Origin of the sequence: Methylobacterium trifolii (assembly GCF_022179685.1) — a bacterium.
Taxonomy (GTDB): domain Bacteria; phylum Pseudomonadota; class Alphaproteobacteria; order Rhizobiales; family Beijerinckiaceae; genus Methylobacterium; species Methylobacterium trifolii.
The window spans coordinates 1-2,901 of record NZ_BPRB01000405.1 but is presented as its reverse complement, the minus strand read 5'-3'; the positions used below and the strand labels follow the sequence as shown (position 1 = coordinate 2,901).

General features: G+C 71.8%; 3 protein-coding genes. 1 reads left to right on the top strand and 2 read right to left on the bottom strand.

Going from position 1 to position 2,901, the window contains the following annotated elements; genetic code table 11:
- The first annotated feature begins 237 nt into the window (after nt 1-237).
- Nucleotides 238-459, top strand: a complete 222-nt coding sequence (locus tag COGEMETH_RS25265) for a hypothetical protein (protein ID WP_238185410.1) — start codon at nt 238-240, stop codon at nt 457-459.
- A 15-nt stretch (nt 460-474) separates the two neighbouring features.
- Here the strand turns inward: COGEMETH_RS25265 and COGEMETH_RS25260 are convergent, their stop codons facing one another.
- Nucleotides 475-1,365 carry an MBL fold metallo-hydrolase gene (locus tag COGEMETH_RS25260; RefSeq protein ID WP_373875433.1) on the bottom strand — a complete coding sequence of 297 codons (891 nt, stop codon included), beginning with the start codon at nt 1,363-1,365 and terminating at the stop codon, nt 475-477.
- Between the two features lie 212 nt (nt 1,366-1,577).
- On the bottom strand, nt 1,578-2,759 hold the full coding sequence (locus tag COGEMETH_RS25255; RefSeq protein ID WP_238185411.1) for a L,D-transpeptidase family protein: 1,182 nt from the start codon (nt 2,757-2,759) through the stop codon (nt 1,578-1,580).
- Nucleotides 2,760-2,901: the final 142 nt, after the last annotated feature.

Below are 2,901 nucleotides of genomic sequence, written 5' to 3'. Positions count from 1 at the left end.
CTCCCGACCCTCGCTGACGCGAGGCCCACGCTCCCCGCAAAGGGGGGAGGGACGCGCCCGACGCTGATAAATCGTCCCCTTGCGGCAGCCGTAGAATGGGCCGGACAGGAGAACTTCGATCATCACCAAACCCCTCCTCCCCGTATCGTGAGGACCCGGGTCGGAACGCAGCGCGTGCGAGCGCATAGTCCGGCTGGCGCACGCCCGGTGCGGCGCCAGCCGGATTGGAGTGTCCTGATGACGAAGACGATGGTGCGGATGGCGCTGACGGCGGGCCTGCTGATCGGGACCGGGGCGATGGCGACGGCCTCCGATGCCGGCCGGGCCGATGGGCGCATCCACCTCGCAGCCGGCGACGGGCTGGACCGGAACGCGGCGGCTCAGGGCAACGGCCGGACGGGCGAGATGCACCGGTTTCAGCGGCGCGAGCGCCCGATGCGCCGCCGCATGCGCCGCTGAGCCGGGACGCCGCCCTCAGGCGATGCGGGCGAGCGTCACGGGCCTGCGGGCGGCCTGGGCTCCGACCGCGACGCTCGAGCGCTCGCGGGCGATGAAGGCGGTGGGCATCTCGGCCTGCATGTCGGCCTCCATCGCCCGCAGCACCGTGTCGGTGTGGCCGGGATGCAGGTGGATGATGGCCAGCGCCTTCACGCCCGCGGCCCGCGCCAGCTCGACGCCCTTCTGCCAGGTGGAATGGCCCCAGCCGCGGCAGGTCGGATACTCGCAATCCGTGAACATGCCGTCGTAGACCATCAGGTCGGCGCCTTCGACGAAGCGCATCAGCTCCTCGTCCGGCCACGGGTCGGTGTGCTCGATGTCGCTGATGATGCAGAGCCGCTTGCCGGCATGGTCGAAGCGGTAGCCCACCGAGCCCTGCGGGTGGTTGAGCAGGATGGTGTCGACTTGGGCGCCGTCGCCGAAGGTCAGGGTCTGCCCGGCCTTGAAGCCGTGGTGGCGCAGGGTGCAGGGCAGGATGTCGAGGGTCACGGGAAACAGCGGCGGGGCGTAGAGGGTGCCGAGCGCGGCTTCGGCGGACTGCCCGTCGAGGTTGCCGCACCAGGTGTTGATCACCTGCTCCGGATCGAGCACCGCCGGCTTGAAGAACGGCAGCCCGCCGGTGTGGTCGAGGTGGAGGTGGCTGAACAGCAGGTCGATCGCCTTCGGCAGGCCGGTCCGGTGGTGCTGGCCGCAATGGTAGAGGCCGGAGCCCGCATCGATCAGGAACAGGCGCTGCCCGCAGCGCACCTCCATGCAGGGGGTGCTGCCGCCGAATTCGGCGTAGTCCGGGCCGCTCACCGGCGTCGAGCCGCGAACGCCCCAGAAGCGCAGGGTGAGGCCGTCGTCCGTGCAGGGACTGTTCGACATGGTCATGGCGGGTCTTCAGGCATATGTCCCGATCGTCGTAACGATCAGGAACCGTTCGCCGTGCCAGCGTCAATCCGCCGGACACGTCCGGCCGGTGGGCCGGGATGGCGTCTCGCTCTCGATGAGCGCTTGAGATGGTGGGCCGGCCGGTCTCGCGATGTGCGTGCGCGCACATGCCGAGGGCCCCGTCCGGTGCCGATTCCGCTGCCCGGTCAAGGCTTTTGGGCGAAGGCGAGAGGGCCGATGGCCGGCAGGCCGGGGGCGGCGACGCGCCCCGACAGGCTCGCCCTCAGGATCGCGGGCAGGCTGTCGGCATAGGCGGTGGCGAGCGGGCCGAACCGGTCGTGCGGGCGCTCGTAGGGGGGCACGAAAGCCGCCCTGCGGATGGCCGAGAGGCCGGAGCCGGGGGCGATCCAGGCGGCCCAGACAGCCTCCGGCACGGGCGCCGGGCGGCGGCGGGCCGGGATCAGGACGACCTCCTGGCCGGCATAGGCCAGGGCTTCCGGCCGGCTGACGTCGCCCAGCGGTACGCCCCTGGCGAGCAGCGCCGCCCAGAAGGCGTGCTGGCCCCCGTCGGAATAGGTGGTGCGCACGGCCGCCGCCCCGTCCTCGACGAGGGCTGCGACCCGCGCCTCCTCGCCGGCCCGGCGGGTGGCGACGGCGGCCTCGCGGGTCGGGTCCTTCGACGGGGCGAAGACGTAGCGGCCGCCCTCGACCCCGACCTGGAGCTCCTCGCCCGTGGCCTCGAACCGGTCCGAGCCGACCTTGAGGTCGCGCCAGAAGGCGATGTTCGGGTCGGTCCGGTGGCGGGCCATGTTCTCGGCGCTCATCCGGAACGGGTAGGACTGGAACTGGAAGGCCGCCTGCCCGCCGTTCAGGGCGTCGCGGGCGATGGCGTAGATCTCGCCAACCGTCTGGTCGGTCATGGCGAAACACCCCATGGACGAGCAGACGCCGTGCACCATCACCGCCGAGCCGGTGCCGCCATGCGCCCGGTCGTAGGCGTTGGGGTAGCCCACGTCGAAGGAGAGGTAGTAGCTGGAATTCGGGTTCATCTGGCGCCTGGGCACCGTGTAGAACCCCTCCGGCGTCTGGCGGTCCCCGGTCTTGCGCTTGGGGCCCAGCTGGCCGGACCAGCGGCAGATCGGGAAGGTCTTGACGAGGACGAAGCGGCCGGCCGGCCCCTTCTTCCAGACCTCGATCTCGGATTCCTTCTTGTAGGCCCGGAACAGCACCGGCGCGGAGGCCGTCGTCCCCTTGGCCGCCATCAGGGCGAGGGTGGCGGCGGGGATCGGCGCCTCGGCCTTGGCGTTCTGCGCCCGCGCCCCGCCGCTCGCGAGCAGCAGCGCCAGGCAGGCGAGGCCGAGGAGCGCGGAAGGCGTGGGGCGCGGCATGCACGGTCCGTGATGGATCGGCAGCGAATCGAGCCGCATCGCCGGCGCGGCCACGAGCCTGCGCAGGGCCGGGGTCTGGCCGGCCAATGCGGCACGGTCAAGGCTAGGCAGGGTCAAGGCTAGGCAGGGTCGCGTGGCTTCG